This window comes from Aquamicrobium sp. NLF2-7 (genome assembly GCF_022359935.1).
Classification (GTDB): Bacteria; Pseudomonadota; Alphaproteobacteria; order Rhizobiales; family Rhizobiaceae; genus Mesorhizobium; species Mesorhizobium lusatiense.
In genome coordinates this window covers 1,858,774-1,878,105 of the sequence record NZ_JAKSED010000001.1, presented here as the reverse complement: position 1 = coordinate 1,878,105, position 19,332 = coordinate 1,858,774, and the positions used below count along the sequence as shown (strand labels likewise).

The following is a 19,332-nucleotide window of genomic DNA, read 5'->3' as shown; positions in this document are numbered from 1 at the left end:
GGACGTCGCGCCGGACCCCGCAAAACGACAAATTGCGGGAAAAGCGCGGAGATGGCGGCGGTTTCTATGGCGGAAGTCCATTTTCTTTTGCGGTCTTCACGCTTTGGTAACCCAGATTAAATCAAATTGAAGAGATCGGGCAGGGCGAGACGCCGGCCTGCTCCCCACTGTTTGGAATATGGGAATCACAATGCGCCGATTGATTGCTACAGTTTCTGGTCTGATCATGCTCGCCACGGCTTCGCCCGTTCTGGCCCAGCAAGCGACCAAGATTGGCCAGCACAATGCGTGGGGCACCTACAGTTATCAGGCTTCCGGCGGCAAGGTTTGCTACGTGCTGACCGTTCCCACCGACAAGCAGCCTCCGACGCTCAATCATGGCGACATGTTCTTCTTCGTGTCGCAGCGCCCGGGACAGCAGGTCAGCTACGAGCCGCAATTCATTGCAGGCTATGATTTTCAGGCCAACTCGAAGGTTACCGTCAGCGTGGGCGACAGGTCCTTCACAATGTTCACGCGCGGCAAGTCCGCATGGGTCGAGAATGCCGCCGACGAGCCGCAGCTCATCGCCGCCATGCGCGCCGGCGCGGACATGAAGGTGCAGGCGAAGTCGGGACGCGGCAACACCACCAGCTACGTGTTCTCGCTCAAGGGCATTTCCGCGGCCCTCGGCTCCATCGCCAGCTGCAAGTAAGCCTGTTCCGCCAATCGGAATGCGAGCCGGGTCCTTTGGGCCCGGCTTTTTTGTTCGCGGCACATGTGACGACACTGGGCCATGAGTGCGGGCCCTGACTTTGGGGGCATGACTTGGGGGCCCCTGTCTTTTGGGGGCGATGACTCCGGGTCAAACTTGTGCTATCGGGCGCGCTTCATCCCGGATCTGCTGCTGCAATCGGCCGCAAAGCACCTATATTGGGCATCATGAGCCTTTCATTCGATCTCATTCCTGCCGGCGCGCGCGATGCGCTGCGCATTCGTCCAGCGCCTGAGAAGCCGTCGCTGATCGGTTTGTCGCGCGAGGAAATGGCTGATGCGCTGGTCGAGGCCGGTATCGTGCCGCAAAAGCAGGCGAAGATGCGTGTGCAGCAGCTCTGGCACTGGCTTTATGTGCGCGGCGTTTCAGACTTCGCGCAGATGTTCAACATCTCCAAGGATCTGCGCGCCGCGCTGGATCGCAGTTTCACCGTTGCGCGACCGGAAGTCGTCGAGGAGCAGATCTCCAACGACGGCACGCGCAAGTGGCTGTTCCGTTTTCCGCCGCGCGGCGCGGGTCGCCCGGTCGAGATCGAGACCGTCTATATCCCGGAAGAGGGGCGCGGAACGCTGTGCATTTCCAGTCAGGTCGGCTGCACGCTGACCTGCTCCTTCTGCCATACTGGCACCCAGAAGCTGGTGCGCAACCTGACCGCCGAGGAAATTCTGGCGCAATTGCTCACCGCGCGCGACCGGCTGGGCGACTTTCCCGACACCGATACGCCGGCAGGCGCCATCGTGCCGGCGGAAGGACGCAAGGTGTCCAACATCGTCATGATGGGCATGGGCGAGCCGCTCTACAATTTCGAGGCGGTGAAGAAGGCCCTGCTGATCGCCTCCGACGGAGACGGGCTGTCGCTGTCGAAGCGGCGCATCACGCTTTCCACCTCCGGCGTCGTGCCGGAGATTTACCGCACCGGCGAGGAGATCGGCGTCATGCTTGCGATCTCGCTGCATGCTGTGAACGACGATCTGCGCGACCTTCTGGTGCCGATCAACAGGAAGTATCCGCTCGAACAGCTGATGAAAGCCTGCCGCGAATATCCGGGCCTGTCCAATGCGCGCCGCATCACCTTCGAATATGTGATGCTCAAGGACGTCAATGACAGCCTCGAAGACGCAAAGCAGATGGTGAAGCTGCTGAAGGGCATTCCGGCCAAGATCAACCTGATCCCGTTCAACCCGTGGCCGGGCACCAACTACCAGTGCTCGGACTGGGAGACGATCGAGCGTTTCGCCGACTACATCAACGCCGCCGGCTATGCCTCGCCGATCCGCACGCCGCGCGGGCGCGACATTCTCGCCGCCTGCGGCCAGCTCAAGTCGGAATCGGAGCGCATGCGCAAGGTGGACAGGCTGGCGCTGGAGGCGATGATGATCGCCGGGCACGGCGAGGCTTGAGCGATCTGCTGAGGGTCCTGCTTCGCTTTGCGACGGTGGTCGCCGGTTATGCGGCCGCCTGCCTCGCCGCCAGTTTATTCCTCTACGTCCTGTTTCTCGGCTGGTCCGGGCTGGCGCAGGAACAGGAGCTTTCCACCTTTAATGCCGGCATGGTCGTGGCCGTGCCGATCTTTGCCCTGTTCATCGCTCATCTGAACTTCTGGCCGGCGGCTGTCGCCATTGTCGTGGGCGAGTTTCTCGGTCGGCGCGACTGGCTGTTCTATGCGATTGCCGGCGGGGTTGTTGCGGCGGCATTCGCCGGGCTGTTTTACGGAGGGACGGGACAGGCGGATGGTTCCGAAGACACCGCCATCCTTCTGGCGATGATCGGCAGCGGGCTTGTCGGCGGGCTGGCCTACTGGCTGGTGTCCGGCATGTGGACGCCGGACTGGCGTGGGCGCAACCGCGACCGGCTTCCGCCTACTTCGCCTGAGTCGTCAGGATCTTGATCGCGAAGGCCGAGAACACGCCGGCGAACAGATAATCCGTGAGCCGCGTGATGCGCGGGCTCTTCTTCAGCAGGTTTGCCAGACGGTCCGCCGCGATCACCATGGTCGCAGTGAACGGCAGCGCAATGAGGATGAACATCAGGCCAAGGAAGAACAGCTTGCCGGGCGCATGGGGATCGTGCGCCGATACGAATTGCGGGAGGAAGGTCATGAAGAACAGGATGATCTTGGGGTTCAGCAGGTTGATGCCCAGCCCTGTCGCCCAGTTGCGGGCGAGCGAGCGCGGCGCCTTGCCGGTCACCTCCGGCGAGAAGGCCGATCCATGACGGATCGCCTGAAAGGCGAGCCAGATCAGGTAGAGCGCGCCGACGATCTTGAGCACGAAGAAGGCCTGCGGTGAGGCCACGATCAGGGCCGACAGACCGAGCGCCACCAGCGCGGTGTGGAAGACGATGCCTGTCATGGCTCCGAAGGCGCAGGCAAAGCCGGCGGCTTTTCCCTGCGACAGGGCCCGTCCGACGAACAGGGTCATGTCCGGGCCCGGGGTGATCGTCAGGACAACGGTGGCGATGGCGAACTGCACCATCACGGTTGCGTCGGGAATGAAATTCATGGGCGGGCCTGCCTGAGAGAAGCGCAAAAGAAAAGGGCGCCGCATTGCGCGACGCCCTCTTATATCCGATCTGCGAATGCAGTTCGAGATGGGGTCAGCTGTCGAAATAGCTCTGCGTGCCGTGGGCCTCGATCGCTTCAGCCAGCCGGTTCAGCGCGTGGACATAGGCGGCCGTGCGCGGCGTGGTGCCCCGGTCGACCGAAAGCTGCCAGATGGCCCGGCCTTCGCGCTCCATGATGGTGCGCAGCTTGGTGTGGATTTCCTCCAGCTCCCAGTAATAGCCCTGCTTGTTCTGCACCCACTCGAAATAGGAGACGGTGACGCCGCCTGCATTGGCCAGAATATCGGGCAGCACCACGACGTTGCGTTCGGCGAGGATCTCGTCGGCTTCGGGCGTTACCGGGCCGTTGGCGAGTTCCAGGACGAGACGCGCCTTCACGGTGTGGGCGTTGTGCTTGTGGATCATGTTTTCCAGCGCCGCTGGCACAAGGATATCGCAGTCGACGCCGACCAGATCGTCGGCGGCAATGGCCTCATGGCCATCCTTTCCGGCAGTGTAGACGACCGAACGGTTATCGTTCTTGGCCGCCATCAGGGTGTCGAGGCTCAGCCCTTCTGCCGAATGCACGGCGCCGCCGGAATCCGAGACGGCCACGATCGTGTGGCCGTCGCCGGCGAGCAGCGAGGCGATGTACTGGCCGGCGTTGCCGAAGCCCTGAATGGCGATGCGAAGCTTGCCGTTCAGGCCCAGTTCCTGCGCCAGATGCCGCACCAGATAGTAGCCGCCGCGCGCGGTGGCGTCGCCGCGGCCGACGGAGCCGCCGAGCGCCAGCGGCTTGCCGGTGATGACGGCAGGCGAGCTCTTGCCGACGATCTGGCTGTACTCGTCAGCCATCCAGCCCATGATCATGGAGTTGGTGTAGACGTCGGGTGCGGGAATGTCGCGGTCCGGCCCGATAATGCCGGCGAAAGCCTGAATGTAAGCGCGCGACAGGCGCTCCAGCTCGGCCTTGGAGAGCTGGCGCGGGTCGACCTGAACGGCGCCTTTGCCGCCGCCATAGGGCAGGTTCATCACGGCGCATTTGAACGTCATCCAGAAGGCCAGCATCTCGACTTCTTCGGCCGTCGCGTCGGGATGGAAGCGGATGCCGCCCTTGGTCGGGCCGCGGGTGTCGTCATAGCGGCATCGCCATGCCAGGAAGGATTTTCGCGAACCGTCGTCCATGCGGATCATGAGGCGGGCTTTGGTCGTCTCTCGCGGATATTTCAGCTTCTCGATGACATCGGCGTCGACATTGAGGTGCCTTGCGGCATCGTCCAGACGTACCAGTGCGCTATCAAGAAGACTTTCTTCCGCCATCATATGATCCTGTCAGTTCGGGTGGTAATGATGCGCCCTGGCGGGCGCGGGCCATGAAATGCACGAAAAAGTGCAGATTCACAAGAAAAGGTTTTATATTGAGCACATTTCGTCATTTTGTTGCGCACTCTGCCGAAGCAGCAGGCACCTGCTGAGATTCCGTCCGGACGCTTTGCCGGCGCGGCTTTGCTGCCTCCCGTTCCTGCTTCCTGGGCGCTTGTCCGGCGCGGCTTTCCTGCTATGACTGCCCACGCAGTTTTTGCGCCTCGCCGCAGTCCCGGAACGAACATCGGAAACGCCCATGACCAAGCTGAAAGACGTCAAGAAGGTCGTGCTCGCCTATTCGGGCGGCCTCGACACCTCCATCATCCTGAAATGGCTGCAGACCGAGCTGGGCGCGGAGGTCGTCACCTTCACCGCCGATCTCGGACAGGGCGAGGAACTGGAGCCGGCGCGCCGCAAGGCCGAGATGATGGGCATCAAGGACATCCGCATCGTCGACCTGCGCGAGGAGTTCGTGAAGGATTTCGTGTTCCCGATGTTTCGCGCCAACGCGCTCTACGAGGGCACCTATCTGCTCGGCACCTCCATCGCCCGGCCGCTGATCTCCAAGCATCTGGTCCAGATCGCCGAGGAAACCGGGGCTGACGCCGTCGCCCATGGCGCGACCGGCAAGGGCAACGACCAGGTGCGCTTCGAGCTTTCGGCCTATGCGCTCAACCCCGACATCAAGGTCATCGCGCCGTGGCGCGACTGGTCGTTCAAGTCGCGCACCGATCTGATCGAATTCGCCGAAAAGCACCAGATCCCGGTGCCGAAGGACAAGCAGGGCGAAGCGCCGTTCTCGGTCGACGCCAATCTTCTGCACTCCTCCTCGGAGGGCAAGGTGCTGGAAGATCCGTGGGTGGAGCCGCCGGAATATGTGCACCAGCGCTCCGTCTCGCCGCTTGATGCGCCGGATGCCGCAACCGAGATCGAGATCGAGTTTTTCAGGGGCGACGCGGTCGCGCTCAACGGCAGGAAGCTGTCGCCGGCCACGCTGCTCGCCGCGCTCAATGACCTCGGCCGCGACAACGGCATCGGCCGCATCGATCTGGTCGAGAACCGTTTCGTCGGCATGAAGAGCCGCGGCGTCTACGAGACCCCCGGCGGCACCATCCTGATCGCAGCGCACCGCGCCATCGAGTCGATCACGCTGGATCGCGGCGCCGGCCATCTCAAGGATGAGCTGATGCCGCGCTATGCGGAACTCATCTACAACGGCTTCTGGTACTCGCCGGAGCGCGAGATGCTGCAGGCGCTGATCGACAAGAGCCAGGAAGACGTGGAAGGCACGGTGCGGCTGAAGCTCTACAAGGGCAACGTCATCGTCACCGGCCGCAAGTCGGCGAAGTCGCTCTACCGCGACGACCTCGTCACCTTCGAGGACGACCGTGGCGCCTATGACCAGAAGGACGCCGAAGGCTTCATCCGCCTCAACGCGTTGCGCCTGCGCACGCTGGCGGCCCGCCGCCGCAACACGCGGTAAAAAGCTTCAGGCAGCGCGCATCAGTTGAGCAGATGCGCGCTGCCGCTGACGATAAGCCGGATGCGCGTTCCGACCTGTGGCGCGCCGGCTGAAGGCTGGCGCAGGACGAGAGTGCCTGCTTCGCCCGCACCGTTGGCCACCTCTACCGTGAGCGTGCAGGTCGGTCCGCTGAATTCCGAATCCGTCACCATGGCGCTCGTGCCGCCGGCCTGATCCGGCCCGAGCCCGACCTGCTCCGGCCGCAGCAGGATTTCGGCCGTCTGGCGGCTTTCGTCGCGGTCGACGGGGATAGCGCCCAGAATGCAATGCGCGTGGCCGGCTGCGACGCGGGCTGGCAGGATGATTGCCTCGCCCAGAAACTCCGCCACCATGCGATCGCGGGGCCTGAGGTAAAGATCACGCGGAGAGCCGGCCTGCATGATCTTTCCCGCGCGCATCACCGCCACCTGATCGGCGAAGGACAGCGCCTCCTCCTGATCGTGGGTGACGAGGATGGTGGTGACGCCGGCCGCATCCAGAACGCCGGCGACCGTCTTGCGCATGGCCGCGCGAAGGCCCGTATCCAGCGCCGAGAACGGCTCGTCGAGCAGCATCAGGCGCGGCTTGCGGGCCAGCGCCCTTGCCAGCGCCACGCGCTGCTGCTGGCCGCCGGAAAGCTGGTGCGGACGCCGTTGCAGGAAGCTTTCGTCGAGGCCCACCAGCCGGATTAGGTGCTCGACCTGGCCATCGCGGTCCGGCCCGCCGCGGGGCATGCCGAAGCCGATATTGGCGGCGACGGAGAGGTGTGGGAACAGCGCGCCGTCCTGCGCGACGAGGCCGATAGGGCGCCGGTAGGCGGGAAGGAACGCGCCCGGTCCGGTAAGCGGCTCGCCATCGAGTTCGATGCTGCCCGCATCGGGCGGCTCGAAGCCGGCGATGAGACGCAAAAGCGTGGTCTTGCCGCAGCCGGAAGGGCCGACGATGGCGGTGCGGCCGCCGGCGGCGACGGAAAGGTCTATGCCGTTCACTGCTGCCACGGGGCCATAGTTTCGGCACAGGCCGGAAAGCTGAAGAAAACTCATTGTCCGGCCATCTTCTTCGATTGCACGTAAAGCAGCCATGTCAGCGGCAGCGAGGCCGCAACCATGATCAGCGCGTAGGGTGCGGCGGCCGCATAGTCGATCTCGCCGCTATAGGCCCAGAAGGCGAGCGCCAGCGTGCGGGTGCCGCTGGGGGCCAGCATCTGGGTGGCGGTCAGCTCGTTGAGGATGCCGAGCGCCACCAGCGCCATGCCAGCCGCGGCACCGGGTGCGGAAAGGCGGATGGTGGTGGACCACAGCGCGTTGAACGGGCGTCGCCCAAGATTCATCGCTGCCTGCTCCAGCTCCGGTGGCGCCTGCGCGATCGAGGCGCGCAGGCTGATGATGGCGCGCGGCAGGAACATCAGCATATAGGCGATGAGGATGGTGGCGAGCGTCTGGTAGAGCGGCAGCAGATAGCGCACGGTCAGCGTGACCAGCGCCAGCGCCACGACCACGCCGGGCAGCGACCCCACCATGTAGTTGCAGCCTTCCAACATGCGTTGCAGGCGCCCCGGCGCTCGGATCGACAGCCACGCCATGGGAATGGCGGCAAGGGTGGCGAGCAACGCGCCGCCGAGCGCCAGCACCGTGGTGTGGCCGAGTGCGGCGCCGATCTCGTCCATGCGCCAGACAGCGACCCCACCCGCCCACAGCCAGCGGGCGATGGTATAGAAAGGCACACCGAGCGACAGCGCCATCACCACGGCGAGCATCAGCAGGCAGGGCAGGGCGGCGCGGCCGAGCCTTGTCTTCGCCGGATGGCGGGCGGCGCCGGAGCCGACGCGGGCATAGCGCTCGTCGCCGCGCGCCAGCATTTCCAGCGCCAGCAGGGCGAAGCAGCAGGCGATCAGCACGCCGGCCAGCATGTTGGCGGCGGGGCCGTTGAAGGTGGACTGGAACTGGTCGACGATGGCCGTGGTGAACGTGTCGAAGCGCACGAAGACGAAGAGCCCGTATTCGGCAAGCAGATGCAGGCCAACCAGCAGCGCGCCGCCGCACAGCGCCAGCCGCAGCTGCGGCAGGATCACGCGGAAGAACACGCTCCACGGACCATGGCCAAGCGCTGCCGCCGCGTCTTCGAGCGCGGGGTCGAGACGCCTAAGGGCTGCCGAAACCGGCAGGTAGAGGAAGGGAAAATAGGCCAGCACCGAGACCAGAACGCCGGCTCCAAGACCGTTGAGGCCGGGCACGATGGTGACCCACGCATAGGAATGGATGAAGGCAGGCACGGCAAGCGGTGCCACGCACAGCCATGACCACAGACGTGCACCCGGCAGATCGCTGCGTTCCGTCAGCCAGCCAAGCGCCACTGAAAGCACCGCGCAAGCGGGTACGGCAAGCAGTTCGAGCAGCAGCGTGTTGACCAGAAGCTCGCCGACCCTTGGGCGGAAGATGAGCGATATGGCCGTTCGCCAGCCGGTCTGCACCGTCACCCACAGGATGAAGGCGAGTGGGACCAGCGTCAGCAGCGTGACCAGCAGCGCCGCGAACCCGATCCAAGAGAAGCGCAACGGTGCCGCCGCCGGCCGCGCGGCGGCAGGCCCGGCAATCAGGGTGCCGTCGGTCAAGGTCCGCATGGGCGTTTACATCAGGCCCGCATCGGTCATCAGGTCGGTCACTTTGCGGGAATTCAGCGTTTGCGGATCGATCTTCGGGGCCTGCAACTCCTCAAGCGGTACGAGGGCGGCGTTGGAAGGCTCGCCCCTGCCCACCGTGTATTCGTAGGACGTGCCTTCGCGCAGCACCTTTTGACCGCCCTTGCCGACGATCCATTTCAGGAACGCCTGCGCCTCCTGCGGGTGCTTGCTGGACGCCAGCACGCCGCCGCCGGAGATGGACACGAACGCGCCCGGATCGCCGTTGCGGAAGTAGTGCAGCTCGACGTCACTGCTGTTTTCTCCGGTGCGGGCGCGGTCGCCGAACCAGTAGTAGTGATAGATGATGCCGCCATCGATCTCGCCGCTGTTCACCGCCTTCAGAACGGTGTTGTTGCCGCGATAGGCCTTGAAATTGGTCTTCATCGCCTTCAGCCAGCCGGCCGTTAATTCTTCCCCCTTCAGTTGCAGGAGGGCGCTGACGATGGCCTGAAAATCCGGTCCCGAAGGCGAGGCGCCCCAGCGGCCCTTCCATTGCGGGTCGGCCAGATCGAGCAGCGAGTTGGGAAGCTGGTCCTGCGTCAGCCTGTTGCTGTTGTAGGCGAACACGGTGCTGCGCGCGGCGATGCCGATCCAGTGGCCGCCGGAAGGGCGATATTGCTCCTCGACCAGCGCCAGCGTGTCGGCATCTACCGGAGCGAACAGGCCGGCCTGCTCCACCTGCGTCATGGCGGGCGAATTCTCGGTCAGGAGCACGTCCGCGGGCGAAGCCTTGCCCTCGGCCACGATCTGGTTGGAAAACTCGCTGTCGGCGCCGTTGCGCAGCGTCACCCCGATGCCGGTTTCGGCGGTAAAGGCCGCAGCCCATTCCTTCGCAAGACTTTCATGCTGGGCATTGTAAACAATGATCTGCTTCTCCTGAGCCATTGCCTGCGAGGATAAGAGGAGGCCGGCCAGGGCCAGCGTGCTGCCGAATAGGGCGGAAAGGGCAGGGTGCATGAGTTGTCTCTCGAACATGCTTTTGCGGCGAAGTGCCTGAAAGCTCATACATGATCCTATCAGTCAACAATCGGGCGGCAAAGGATTCTCGAAATATCGCTTTTTCGCCAGAGTGGGCTGGTTTTGCACCGTTTGTCGCATATATTGCAGCGCAGCATTTTTATCCCTCCCATCGCGGAAAGGACCGTCATGAGCGCCACCAGAACCGCAGTTGTAACCGGCTCCACCTCCGGAATCGGCCTCGCCATTGCCCGCGCGCTTGCCGCGCAGGGCTGCAACGTGGTCGTGAATTCGTTTTCCGACAGACCGGAGGACCATGAGGTCGCGGCAGAAATAGCCCGCGACCACAAGGTGGAAGCGGCCTATATCGGAGCCGACATGTCAAAGCCCGCCGAATGCCGCGCCCTGGTGGCGAAGGCGGCCGAGCGTTTCGGGTCGGTCGATATCCTCGTCAACAATGCCGGCATCCAGCATGTGGCGCCGGTCGAGGAATTTCCCGTCGAGAAATGGGATGCCATAATCGCCATCAACCTGTCCTCGGCCTTTCACACCATTGCGGCGGCGATCCCGCTGATGAAGCGGGAAGGCGGCGGGCGCATCGTCAACATCGCCTCGGCCCACGGGCTCGTCGCCTCGCCGTTCAAGTCGGCCTATGTCGCGGCCAAGCACGGCATCATGGGCCTCACCAAGACCGTGGCGCTGGAAATCGCGCGCAACCACATCACCTGCAATGCGGTGTGCCCCGGCTATGTGCTCACCCCGCTGGTCGAGGCGCAGATCCCAGACCAGATGAAGGCCAACAACATGGACCGCGACACGGTCGTTCGCGAGGTGATGCTGGACAGGCAGCCGACCAAGGAATTCGTCACCGTGGAGCAGGTGGCAGCCGCTGTCACCTACCTCTGCTCGGAGGCCGCCGCGCAGGTCAACGGCACGCATATCTCCGTCGATGGCGGCTGGGTGGCGCAGTAAGCGCCGCCCGTCCCCACTCACTCCCCAGCCTTCGGAAGGATCGCATATGCGGGCCAACGGTAACACTGTGCAGCGCAAGAAGATCAACATCGCCTTGCAGGGCGGTGGATCGCATGGCGCCTTCACATGGGGGGTTCTGGATCGCCTGCTGGAAGACAACAGGCTCGACATTGTCGCCGTCTCCGGCACGAGCGCGGGCGCCATGAACGCGGTTGCGCTGGCCGATGGCTTCGTGCGCGGCGGTGCCGAAGGCGCGCGCACCAAGCTGGAGGATTTCTGGCGCGCCGTGGCGCGAAAGGGCCGTTTCAGCCCGGTGCAGCGCACGCCATGGGATGTGCTGTGGGGCAACTGGTCGATCGAGAATTCGCCCGGCTACATCTGGTTCGACACCATGTCACGCGTGGTGTCGCCCTATCTGGCCAATCCGCTCGGTCTCAATCCGCTGCGCGATGTGATCGAAAGCGAGATCGATTTCGACAATGTGCGCTCCTGCAAGGCCATGCAGGTGTTCATCTCGGCCACCAATGTCGAGACCGGCCAGATCCGTGTCTTTTCCGATGGCGAGATCGACCGCGACACGGTGATGGCGTCCGCCTGCCTGCCGCAACTGTTCCGCGCGGTCGAGATCGATGGCGTGCCTTACTGGGACGGCGGCTATGGCGGCAATCCGGCACTGTTTCCCTTTTTCAGGGCCACCGAGACCGAGGACGTGCTGCTGGTCCAGATCAACCCGGTGCAGCGCGAGGGCGTGCCGACCAGCTCCAGCGAGATCCAGAACCGCATGGACGAAATCGCCTTCAATGCAGCCTTGCTGCGCGAATTCCGTGCCATTGCCTTCGTCAAGGAACTGATCGCGGCGGGGCGGCTGCCGCATGGCGAGTATCGCGATATCCGCATGCATCGCATCGATGCCGATGCGGCGTTCAAAGGGCTGTCAGCTTCCTCCAAGATCAACGCCGAATGGGCGTTTCTGGAATATCTGCGCGATCTCGGGCGCGATGCGGCCAGCGACTGGCTTGAGGAGAATTTTGATGCGGTGGGCGAACGCGCCACGCTCGATCTCTCCGGCGAGCTGGACGACGGCATGAAGCCGCTGAAAGTAGCGGCGCCCCCTCCGGGTGCGCGCGTCAGTCGCTTCCTTGCCACCCGCAAGCGTCCGCCCGGGGCGGGCAGGGTGCAGGGCTGATCAGGGCAGCAGCCCTGCCAGATCGAGCGGCTGGATCACCGGCCCGGCACCGGCTTCGCCAAAAAAGGCTTCCACGCCATAGATGTCGCGCAGGTTCTGCGGGGTGAGCACCTGTTTTGGTGAACCATCGGCCACGATGCCGCCCTCATGAAGCAGCAGCAGGCGCGAACACCAGCGCGCCGCGAGTCCAAGGTCGTGCAGAGAGGCGACCACGCTTTTTCCGCCCGCGGCAAGCGAGGCGAACAGGCGCATCAGCGAAATCTGATGGGCCGGATCGAGGCCGGCCGTCGGCTCGTCGGCCAGCAGCAGCGGCGCATCCTGCGCCAGTGCGCGCGCGGTCAGAACCCGTGCCTTTTCGCCTCCGGAAAGCTCGGTGGCGATACGGTCGCGGAAGGCTTCGATGTGCATGCGCTGCATGGCGGCATCGATGATGGTTCTGTCCTGTGCATTCAGCGTGGCGAAGCCTGCGCGGTGGGGTTCGCGGCCGAGGGACACGATCGTCTCCACCGGCACGGCCCATGCGATTTCGCGCTCCTGCGCCAGATAGGCAACGCGGGTCGCGCGCCGGCGCGCGTTCATGGCTCCGGCGACCTCACCGGACAGGCGGATATGGCCCTGTGTCGGCACCAGATCGAGCACCGAACGCAGAAGGGTGGATTTGCCCGCTCCGTTCGGACCGATCAGCCCGACGAATTCGCCGGCTTCGACCTCGAATCCCAGCCCGTTCAGCACCTGCCGGTGCCCGAGCCTGACGGAAAGGTTTTCGACCGAGAGCAGAGTCACGTGAGGCTCCTGCGGGTGCGGAAGACGAGCCAGAGGAAGAACGGGGCACCGACGATTGCGGTGAGCACGCCAAGCTTGAGATCGCGCTCGGGAGCGATGATGCGCACCAGTATGTCGGCGCCGAGCACCATGGATGCACCGCCGAGCGCACTGGCCGGCAGCAGGCGCGACGGCCGCGCCCCCACCAGCGGGCGCAGGATGTGCGGCACCACCAGCCCGACGAAGCCGATGGCACCGGCCACGGCCGTCGCTGCGCCGACGCTGGCGGCCGTGCCGAACACGGCCAGCAATTGCACGCGGCGCAATTCGATGCCCATCGAGGCAGCCGTTTCGGAGCCGAGGGTGAGCGCATCGAGTGCGCGCCCCAGCGAGCCCAGCATGATCCAGCCGATCAGCATGAAGGGCGCGGAGAGCCACATATGCGTCATTGAGCGGTCGGTGAGTGAGCCCAGCATCCAGAACATGATCTCAAGGGCCGCGAACGGATTGGGCGACAGGTTGAGCGCCAGCGAGGTCATGGCCCCGGCGAAGCTGGTGACGGCAATACCGGCGAGAATGACGATGAGGGCCGACCCCCGCGCACCGGCAAGGGCCTGCACGATCAGAACGGCTGCTACCGCGCCGGCAAGGGCGGCAAGCGGCAGAGCGAGCAGGAAGGCGGCGGACAGGCCGGTATAGATGGCAAGAACGGCACCCAGCGAGGCGGAGGCGCTGATGCCGAGCAGACCGGGTTCTGCCAGAGGATTGCGCAGATAGCCTTGCAGGACAGCGCCGGAGAGGCCGAGCGTCGCGCCGATCATCAGCCCGAGAATGGCGCGCGGCAGCCTGATCTCGCGCATGATGAGGGCAACGCCATCGGCTTTGCCGGAGAACAGAGCCGCCATGCTGTCGCCAAAGCCGATGGCCGCCGGGCCGACCGTCAGCGACAACAGGAACAGCACCAGCGTGAGTGCGGCAAGCAGCGCGATCAGGAAATGGTAACGGCGATCGGCGTTCATGGCTGGCTCTGTTCCCTCGCCGCATCCTGCAGCATGAAGGCGGCATCAAGGGTGAAGGGCGCCCCGCAGATCATTTTCGCGACCGGCAGATCCACGACCTTCTGCCCTGCGAGGGCGCGGAAAGCCGGGTGGACGAGGTTTTCCTGCGCCAGCGCCGGTGTGCCGTAATCGCTGCTGGAACGGCCGATCAGATCGGGTTTTGCCATGATGAGCTGCTCCAGCGGCAGGCGCGCCGAGCCGGCGATTCCTAGCCTTTCGGCGATGTTGACCAACCCCGCCGCGGTGAAGATCTCGTTGGCCAGTGTGCCGCTGCCCGCCGTGTAGCTGTTTGGCTCGTACAGCGCGATGGTTTGGCCGGATTGCGGGCCGGAGGCGAGACGCGCAAGACCGGCGTCCACCTCGGCGATCAGTTCGGCGGCGCGCTGCTGGCGATGGAGGAGCTCACCGATGCGGGCGATATGGTTACGGACATCGTCAAAGGAGGTTGCCGGGGCGAATTCCTCAACCCTGAATCCCAGACGGCGCAGCAACCCGACGGTGGCGCGCGAGGAGAACGTGCCGGCGAGAACGAGGTCGGCTTCCATGAGGAAGATTTCCTCGGCAAGCGCGTGATTGATCACGAAGGCTTCCGCCTGCCGCGCCATCGCCGAGCTGCGCGGGTCGCTGGCCAGCACGGAGACGGAATGAAGCTGCCCCTCGCCGGCAATCAGCATGGCAAGCTGGTCGGTACACAGGTTCATGGAAACGACGCGGTGGGGCGCGGTATCCTGCGCAAGGGTCGGCATCACCGAAAGACCCACGGCAAATGCCGTCAGCAGATTTGCGCGCCATGCCGCAAAAATGGCGCGCAAAGGGGAATGCTTTCGGCGGTTGCCTCCGGGCACTAGAGCATTTCCGGTGAAAAAGGGATCACTTCCAATACTCTATCTCCATGTTTCCACGCAGTTCCGGACGCAAAACCGCTGCGCACTTTTGCTGGAACTGCTTTAGAACTTCGCCTTGATTCCCGCGAAGGCAGCGATACCGGGTGTGCCGTAGTCTTTCACGGTCTGGTAGTTCTCGTTGAGCAGGTTTTCACCCCGAAGATAGATCTGCGTGGACTCCGTGAGCTGGTAGGCGACTTTGGCGTTGAGCAGCACATAATCATCCAGCTTTGCGCCGCCGTCCACGACATCCGCGACGAATTTCACGTCTGCGCCAATGGTCCATTTTTCGGTGGGCCGTGCTTCGGCCGAAAGGACAACGGCATGTCGCGGAATACGGACGTTGCGGGTGCCGTCCGCCTTGCGGGAATCCGTATAGGTGTAGGAGCCGCCGAGGTCGAGCCAGCCGGTGGCGGCGTAGGTGAAGGAAGCTTCGACACCTTTCGAGCGCGTGGTGCCGGGTGTCTGGTCGTAGTAGCCGCCCCACGGATAGCTGAAATCGTTTATCCAGTCGATCTTGTCGTCCACCCTGATGTGGAAGTAGGTGACATCGGCCGTCAGCGCCCCGCCCAGCAACTGCTGCTCCACACCGATGTCGAAGCTGCGGCTCGTCTCGGGCTGAAGGTTCGGGTTGCCGACGCTGGAGGGGGCGTAAAGCTGGTAGAGGCTTGGAGCCAGAAAACCTGTTCCATAAGATGAATGAAGGCGGGTTCCTGTGATGGCAAACAGGTAGGACGCCGTGCCGCGATAGGTGGTGTGTCCGCCGAATTCGGAATGCTCGTCATGGCGAAGCCCAGCGGTGAGCACCAGATCATTCACCGGTTCGAGGACCGCCTGAGCCCACGCGCCGGTGAGGTCGAACTTGCCCAGCGGGCTGCCGCCGCCGGCATCGTCGGCTTCCTGTTTTTCATGGTCGAGGCCATATTGCAGGAGAACTCGTTCCGTCGCCTCGAACGACCCCTGATAGTCGATCTTCTGCCGCGTGCCGATGAAGAGGCTGGGAGACCCGTCCCACACGCTTTCACGGTCCGATTTGAAACCTTGAGCGGAGACGGTGTTCTTCAGCCTGCCGTCCATGAGATCGAAATTGAGGCCGAACCGGCCTCCGGTCATCCTCGCCCGCTCATAGCTGTCGGGATCGTCGGGGCCGTTGCCATCGAACTCGGCCTTGGAATTGAGATGCAGGACCGAGCCAAAGACCGAAAAGGCTTCGTTGATCCTGTGTTCGGCGGTTAGGTCGATATTCAGACTGTCGAGCCCATCCCGCTCCCGGCCGTCTGCCCGGGCCGAGATGCCGTCGGTGTGCAGTCCCGAGATGTTGCCCGCGAATCCCGATCCTTCGTTCGCAGCGGTAAATCCGTAGCGGCCGCGCACGGTGCCGAAGGAACCGCCCTCGGCCTCGACCGTATGGTGAATGCCGCTGTCCGGTTGGCCGAGTGTCGAGATGTTCACCAGACCGGCTATGGCACTGGAACCGTAGAGGGTGCTCTGGGAGCCCTTCAGAACGTCCACATTGCTGATGCCGCCGGTGAGAAGATACTGGTAATGCGTCAGCACCTGTGTGCCGGTTGGATCGGAAATGTCGATGCCATTGTAGAGCGTCTTGACGTAGCCGGAGCCAAGCCCGCGCACGAAAAGGCCGGTTGTGCCGCCGAGGCCGCCATTTCTGGCAACCGAAACGCCGGGCAGCAGGTTCAGATAGTCGCTGAGGACCGGACGGGATTTCGCCCCGATTTCCGCCTGCGTGATCTGCTCCACCTTCGAGCCGACCTTGTTCTTTTGGGTCGGGGTGCGGTTGGCGGTTACCGAGATTGTCTTCAGCTCGATGACATCGGTGGCCTGCGGGCTTTCATCCTGCGCCCGGACGGTACCGGTAAGCGTCAGCGAGCAGATGCCGGCCGCCAGAATCGTTGTTCTCATCGTCATTTCCCCCTGCCGGGCACGGGTGCGCCCGGAAAAACAGCCTTTCACCGGGAACTGGCAGGCAGGGGAGGTGCAGTCTGCACCCCCGGCCGTACCGGCACGCGGCAACACGTTTCGTGTCACCGCTGCGGACGGCCGCGCCCGATCTCACCCCGAGATCAGACATGGGTGACCGGAACCGGCAGGTCTCCTGACTTCCGCGTCATTGCCTCCCGCCGCCTTCCCGGACCGTTAAGATCCAGTGGCATATCGGGGGAGGCTCGGCGGCTACAGTTGCGGGGGCAGTCGCGGCTTTGCCGGCAATGCGGCAGACCGTGTTCCCTTTTCATCCGTAATCGGAACCAGTTCCGGTTGCGACGCTAAGCATCGCTGGCACGGCGTGTCAATTCCGACAGTACGGGATCAGGAATGCCCGCCGCACTTCTCGTCCTTGCGGGGTGGCGAAAATTCCGCTACGTCGCCGCTTTAGCTGACGGGAGCAGGCCATTGACCGACCGACAAGCCGATGTCGCCATCATCATGGGCAGCCAGTCCGACTGGGCGACCATGCGCCACGCCGCCGAAACGCTCGCCGAGCTTGGTGTGTCCCACAAAAGCCTCATCGTTTCCGCGCATCGCACGCCGCAACGTCTCTATGATTTTGCCCACGGCGCGAAGGCTGCCGGCTACAAGGTTGTGGTGGCCGGCGCCGGCGGGGCCGCGCATCTGCCGGGCATGACGGCGGCGATGACGTCGCTGCCCGTGTTCGGCGTGCCGGTGGAATCGAAGGCGCTGTCGGGGCAGGATTCGCTGTTGTCGATCGTGCAGATGCCGGCCGGCATTCCGGTCGGCACTCTGGCCATCGGCAAGGCCGGCGCGGTCAATGCGGCACTTCTGGCCGCCGCCGTGCTGGCGCTCACCGACCATGCGCTGGCCGGGCGGCTGGAAGCCTGGCGCGCCGCGCAGACGGACAAGGTTGCCCTCGAGCCGAAGGACGACGCGTGATGCTGGCGTCCGGATCGACCATCGGCATCGTTGGCGGCGGCCAGCTTGGCCGCATGCTGGCCATGGCAGCCGCCCGCCTCGGCTACCGCATCGCCGTGCTGGAGCCGCAGGCCGATTGCCCGGCCGCGCAGGTGGCGAACCGGCAGATCGTGGCTGCCTATGACGATCCGGCCGGGCTGGCCGAACTGGCCGCAATCAGCGATGTCATAACCTATGAGTTCGAGAACGTGCCGGTGGAGGCCGCCGAGAGGCTCGCCGGGCGCGTGCCCGTTCTGCCGCCGCCGCGCGCGCTGGAGGTGTCGCAGGACCGGCTGAGCGAAAAGCAGTTCCTCAACGGCATCGGTATCGACACGGCCCCCTTCCTTGCCGTCGACAGCGACGCGGACCTTGCGTCCGCCCTGCACAGCTTCGGCGGCAACGGCGTGCTGAAGACGCGCCGCATGGGTTATGACGGCAAGGGCCAGCGCGTGTTTCGCCATATGGAAAGCGGCAGCTATTCCGGCGTCTTCGAGGCGATGGGGTCGGTGCCGCTGATCCTCGAAGGGCTCATTTCCTTCGGGTGCGAGATTTCGGTGATCGGTGCGCGGGGCGCGGACGGCAGGGTGGAGACCTATGCGCCGGCGCGCAACGTCCATCGCGACGGCATCCTGCACACCTCCACCGTGCCTGCCGCCGTTCCCGACATTACCGCCGACGTTGCGCGGGCGGCTGCCGCCTCGATACTCGAAGCGCTCGGCTATGTGGGCGTCATCGGCGTGGAGTTCTTCGTGCTGGACGACGGGTCGGTGCTGGTCAACGAGATCGCGCCGCGGGTGCACAATTCAGGCCACTGGACCGAAGCCGCCTGCGTCGTTTCGCAGTTCGAACAGCACATCAGGGCCATTGCCGGGTTGCCGCTGGGCGACACGCGCCATCACAGCGCCTGCGTGATGGAGAACCTGATCGGCGACGATGTCGCGCGCGTGCCTGAACTCGTGGCGGAACCGGACGTCCTTGTCCATCTCTATGGAAAGGCAGAGGCGCGTCCCGGCCGCAAGATGGGCCATTTCACCCGCCTGACCGGCCGCAACTGAGCCTGCGGCAATGGCCGTACGGCGTATTCTTGTTCCTGTCGCAATTCGCTGTCAGGGGTAGCCGGGATCAAAGGCGGGGAAGTCTGCATTGGGACGTATATGGGTATTCGCGGCCGTATTGCTCGGCGCCCCGCTGTTGATGGGCGCTCATATGGGCGTGCAGCAATTGCTCGGCAACTTCCATGAGGTGATACCGGGCGAATTCTACCGCTCCGGACAACCGGACGGGGACGACGTCGCGACCTATGCGGACCGCTACCAGATCCGCACCATCATCAACCTGCGCAACGAGACCCCTGATGCCGAAGCGCTGGCAGCGCGCGCGGCGGCGGAGGGCCACGGCATCAGGATCATCGATTTCCCGATGTCCTCGTCGAAGGGCCTGCCCGTCGAAAAGTCTGCCGAACTTGCCGCCCTGATGCGCGACGCGGAAAAGCCGCTTCTGGTGCATTGCGACCATGGTGCGAACCGCACCGGGCTGGCATCGGCCATCTACACGGGTGCGATCGCCGGCAAGGGCGAGATCGCGGCCGAGTTGCAGCTTTCGCCCTATTACGGCCATGTGCCGATCCGCGGGGTTGGGCGATACGAAATGTATCGCTCATGGGACCGGTTCGAGGAAACGATCGGCTTCTGACGCTGGTCGAAGCCAGCTTTCCCTCATGTTCGCACGGATTTTCTTTCGTACGTGT

Annotated in this window: 18 protein-coding genes and 1 riboswitch; of the genes, 9 read left to right on the top strand and 9 right to left on the bottom strand. The window is 64.2% G+C overall.

Annotated features, from left to right (window positions below; all coding sequences use genetic code 11):
• Nucleotides 1–190: 190 nt before the first annotated feature.
• From MIC97_RS09325 to MIC97_RS09315, 3 genes are all read left to right on the top strand, one after another.
• On the top strand, nucleotides 191–694 hold the full coding sequence (locus MIC97_RS09325) for an invasion associated locus B family protein (RefSeq protein WP_239799795.1): 504 nt from the start codon (nucleotides 191–193) through the stop codon (nucleotides 692–694).
• Nucleotides 695–921: 227 nt separating this feature from the next.
• Entirely contained in the window at nucleotides 922–2,154 is a 1,233-nt protein-coding gene (gene rlmN / locus MIC97_RS09320; RefSeq protein WP_239799794.1) for a 23S rRNA (adenine(2503)-C(2))-methyltransferase RlmN, read from the top strand.
• On the top strand, nucleotides 2,151–2,642 hold the full coding sequence (locus MIC97_RS09315) for a hypothetical protein (protein ID WP_239799793.1): 492 nt from the start codon (nucleotides 2,151–2,153) through the stop codon (nucleotides 2,640–2,642). The genes rlmN and MIC97_RS09315 overlap by 4 nt, the downstream gene beginning before the upstream one ends.
• Here MIC97_RS09315 and MIC97_RS09310 read toward each other — a convergent pair.
• Both MIC97_RS09310 and MIC97_RS09305 read right to left on the bottom strand, forming a co-directional pair.
• On the bottom strand, nucleotides 2,614–3,255 hold the full coding sequence (locus MIC97_RS09310) for a LysE family translocator (RefSeq protein ID WP_183824836.1): 642 nt from the start codon (nucleotides 3,253–3,255) through the stop codon (nucleotides 2,614–2,616). The two genes, MIC97_RS09315 and MIC97_RS09310, sit on opposite strands and share 29 nt — an antisense overlap.
• A gap of 94 nt (nucleotides 3,256–3,349) precedes the next feature.
• The gene (locus MIC97_RS09305; RefSeq protein WP_183824833.1) at nucleotides 3,350–4,615 is read right to left on the bottom strand and encodes a Glu/Leu/Phe/Val dehydrogenase; all 1,266 of its coding nucleotides are present in this window, start codon (nucleotides 4,613–4,615) and stop codon (nucleotides 3,350–3,352) included.
• A 301-nt stretch (nucleotides 4,616–4,916) separates the two neighbouring features.
• Here MIC97_RS09305 and MIC97_RS09300 point away from each other — a divergent pair, with 301 nt between their 5' ends.
• Nucleotides 4,917–6,143 (top strand): argininosuccinate synthase, encoded by a 1,227-nt coding sequence (locus MIC97_RS09300; protein ID WP_239799792.1) that lies wholly within the window; start codon nucleotides 4,917–4,919, stop codon nucleotides 6,141–6,143.
• 20 nt (nucleotides 6,144–6,163) lie between these two features.
• Here MIC97_RS09300 and MIC97_RS09295 read toward each other — a convergent pair whose 3' ends face one another.
• From MIC97_RS09295 to MIC97_RS09285, 3 genes are read right to left on the bottom strand one after another with little or no spacing between them, the layout of a single operon-like run.
• Complete coding sequence (locus MIC97_RS09295; protein WP_239799791.1) at nucleotides 6,164–7,204, bottom strand: ABC transporter ATP-binding protein; 1,041 nt, start codon at nucleotides 7,202–7,204, stop codon at nucleotides 6,164–6,166.
• Entirely contained in the window at nucleotides 7,201–8,781 is a 1,581-nt protein-coding gene (locus tag MIC97_RS09290; protein WP_239799790.1) for an iron ABC transporter permease, read from the bottom strand. The genes MIC97_RS09295 and MIC97_RS09290 overlap by 4 nt, the downstream gene beginning before the upstream one ends.
• Nucleotides 8,782–8,787: 6 nt before the next feature.
• Complete coding sequence (locus tag MIC97_RS09285; RefSeq protein WP_239801077.1) at nucleotides 8,788–9,798, bottom strand: iron ABC transporter substrate-binding protein; 1,011 nt, start codon at nucleotides 9,796–9,798, stop codon at nucleotides 8,788–8,790.
• 189 nt (nucleotides 9,799–9,987) lie between these two features.
• On the opposite strand from MIC97_RS09285, the gene MIC97_RS09280 reads away from it, so the two are divergent.
• Both MIC97_RS09280 and MIC97_RS09275 read left to right on the top strand, forming a co-directional pair.
• A complete protein-coding gene (locus tag MIC97_RS09280) occupies nucleotides 9,988–10,770 on the top strand; it encodes a 3-hydroxybutyrate dehydrogenase (RefSeq protein ID WP_239799789.1) in 783 nt (260 codons plus the stop codon).
• 46 nt (nucleotides 10,771–10,816) lie between these two features.
• Complete coding sequence (locus MIC97_RS09275) at nucleotides 10,817–11,956, top strand: patatin-like phospholipase family protein (protein WP_239799788.1); 1,140 nt, start codon at nucleotides 10,817–10,819, stop codon at nucleotides 11,954–11,956.
• Here MIC97_RS09275 and MIC97_RS09270 read toward each other — a convergent pair whose 3' ends face one another.
• From MIC97_RS09270 to MIC97_RS09255, 4 genes are all read right to left on the bottom strand, one after another.
• Nucleotides 11,957–12,739, bottom strand: coding sequence for an ABC transporter ATP-binding protein (locus tag MIC97_RS09270; RefSeq protein WP_239799787.1), 783 nt, complete (start codon nucleotides 12,737–12,739; stop codon nucleotides 11,957–11,959).
• Nucleotides 12,736–13,737, bottom strand: a complete 1,002-nt coding sequence (locus tag MIC97_RS09265; RefSeq protein WP_239799786.1) for an iron ABC transporter permease — start codon at nucleotides 13,735–13,737, stop codon at nucleotides 12,736–12,738. Before MIC97_RS09265 ends, MIC97_RS09270 begins: the two co-directional genes overlap by 4 nt.
• Nucleotides 13,734–14,588 carry an ABC transporter substrate-binding protein gene (locus tag MIC97_RS09260; protein WP_239799785.1) on the bottom strand — a complete coding sequence of 285 codons (855 nt, stop codon included), beginning with the start codon at nucleotides 14,586–14,588 and terminating at the stop codon, nucleotides 13,734–13,736. The genes MIC97_RS09265 and MIC97_RS09260 overlap by 4 nt, the downstream gene beginning before the upstream one ends.
• Nucleotides 14,589–14,723: 135 nt before the next feature.
• A complete protein-coding gene (locus MIC97_RS09255) occupies nucleotides 14,724–16,580 on the bottom strand; it encodes a TonB-dependent receptor (RefSeq protein ID WP_239799784.1) in 1,857 nt (618 codons plus the stop codon).
• A gap of 165 nt (nucleotides 16,581–16,745) precedes the next feature.
• Nucleotides 16,746–16,944: riboswitch (cobalamin riboswitch) on the bottom strand.
• A 125-nt stretch (nucleotides 16,945–17,069) separates the two neighbouring features.
• On the opposite strand from MIC97_RS09255, the gene purE reads away from it, so the two are divergent.
• From purE to MIC97_RS09240, 3 genes are all read left to right on the top strand, one after another.
• Complete coding sequence (gene purE, locus MIC97_RS09250) at nucleotides 17,070–17,567, top strand: 5-(carboxyamino)imidazole ribonucleotide mutase (protein ID WP_239799783.1); 498 nt, start codon at nucleotides 17,070–17,072, stop codon at nucleotides 17,565–17,567.
• The gene (locus MIC97_RS09245) at nucleotides 17,564–18,640 is read left to right on the top strand and encodes a 5-(carboxyamino)imidazole ribonucleotide synthase (RefSeq protein ID WP_239799782.1); all 1,077 of its coding nucleotides are present in this window, start codon (nucleotides 17,564–17,566) and stop codon (nucleotides 18,638–18,640) included. The genes purE and MIC97_RS09245 overlap by 4 nt, the downstream gene beginning before the upstream one ends.
• A 139-nt stretch (nucleotides 18,641–18,779) precedes the next feature.
• Nucleotides 18,780–19,277 carry a tyrosine-protein phosphatase gene (locus tag MIC97_RS09240; RefSeq protein ID WP_239801076.1) on the top strand — a complete coding sequence of 166 codons (498 nt, stop codon included), beginning with the start codon at nucleotides 18,780–18,782 and terminating at the stop codon, nucleotides 19,275–19,277.
• Nucleotides 19,278–19,332 lie beyond the last annotated feature (55 nt).

What these genes read in the sequence shown, in the direction of transcription:
- MIC97_RS09305 (WP_183824833.1), bottom strand. Translation starts at nt 4,615, where the DNA reads ATGGCGGAAGAAAGTCTTCTTGATAGCGCACTGGTACGTCTGGACGAT.
- MIC97_RS09285 (WP_239801077.1), bottom strand. Translation starts at nt 9,798, where the DNA reads ATGCACCCTGCCCTTTCCGCCCTATTCGGCAGCACGCTGGCCCTGGCC.
- rlmN (WP_239799794.1), top strand. Translation starts at nt 922, where the DNA reads ATGAGCCTTTCATTCGATCTCATTCCTGCCGGCGCGCGCGATGCGCTG.
- MIC97_RS09325 (WP_239799795.1), top strand. Translation starts at nt 191, where the DNA reads ATGCGCCGATTGATTGCTACAGTTTCTGGTCTGATCATGCTCGCCACG.
- MIC97_RS09265 (WP_239799786.1), bottom strand. Translation starts at nt 13,737, where the DNA reads ATGAACGCCGATCGCCGTTACCATTTCCTGATCGCGCTGCTTGCCGCA.
- MIC97_RS09275 (WP_239799788.1), top strand. Translation starts at nt 10,817, where the DNA reads ATGCGGGCCAACGGTAACACTGTGCAGCGCAAGAAGATCAACATCGCC.
- MIC97_RS09300 (WP_239799792.1), top strand. Translation starts at nt 4,917, where the DNA reads ATGACCAAGCTGAAAGACGTCAAGAAGGTCGTGCTCGCCTATTCGGGC.
- MIC97_RS09240 (WP_239801076.1), top strand. Translation starts at nt 18,780, where the DNA reads ATGGGCGCTCATATGGGCGTGCAGCAATTGCTCGGCAACTTCCATGAG.
- MIC97_RS09310 (WP_183824836.1), bottom strand. Translation starts at nt 3,255, where the DNA reads ATGAATTTCATTCCCGACGCAACCGTGATGGTGCAGTTCGCCATCGCC.
- MIC97_RS09295 (WP_239799791.1), bottom strand. Translation starts at nt 7,204, where the DNA reads ATGAGTTTTCTTCAGCTTTCCGGCCTGTGCCGAAACTATGGCCCCGTG.
- MIC97_RS09290 (WP_239799790.1), bottom strand. Translation starts at nt 8,781, where the DNA reads ATGCGGACCTTGACCGACGGCACCCTGATTGCCGGGCCTGCCGCCGCG.
- MIC97_RS09280 (WP_239799789.1), top strand. Translation starts at nt 9,988, where the DNA reads ATGAGCGCCACCAGAACCGCAGTTGTAACCGGCTCCACCTCCGGAATC.
- MIC97_RS09255 (WP_239799784.1), bottom strand. Translation starts at nt 16,580, where the DNA reads ATGAGAACAACGATTCTGGCGGCCGGCATCTGCTCGCTGACGCTTACC.